This is a genomic window from Paraburkholderia sp. NMBU_R16 (assembly GCF_013282575.1).
Taxonomy (GTDB): Bacteria; Pseudomonadota; Gammaproteobacteria; order Burkholderiales; family Burkholderiaceae; genus Trinickia.
In genome coordinates, this window is sequence record NZ_JAAAYE010000407.1 from 1 (window position 1) to 253 (window position 253).

The window sequence follows — 253 nt, forward strand, 5'->3', positions numbered from 1 at the left end:
GACCCGGCCGTGACGATGGGCGGCGAGCACCTTCGGGTCCCGCTCGCCGGCGACGATGGCACGGATGATCGCCTGACCTGTCATCCCCATCACATCCTTGAGCACCTCGCCAAGCTGCAGATTCATCGTAAGCGCCTCACGACGACCGTCGTAGACGACGGCGAGAACCGACATCAAAGTGGTGCCCATCATTTTCGATTTGATGGACATCACTGTGACAGAGCCAGAAGCCAGGCCGGGTAGCCGCAAGGGA

General features: G+C 61.3%; 1 pseudogene. It reads right to left on the bottom strand.

Annotated elements, in window-relative coordinates:
• A pseudogene (locus GWC77_RS28665) lies at positions 1–192 on the bottom strand (hypothetical protein); the annotation flags it as partial.
• Between the last annotated feature and the right edge of the window lie 61 nt (positions 193–253).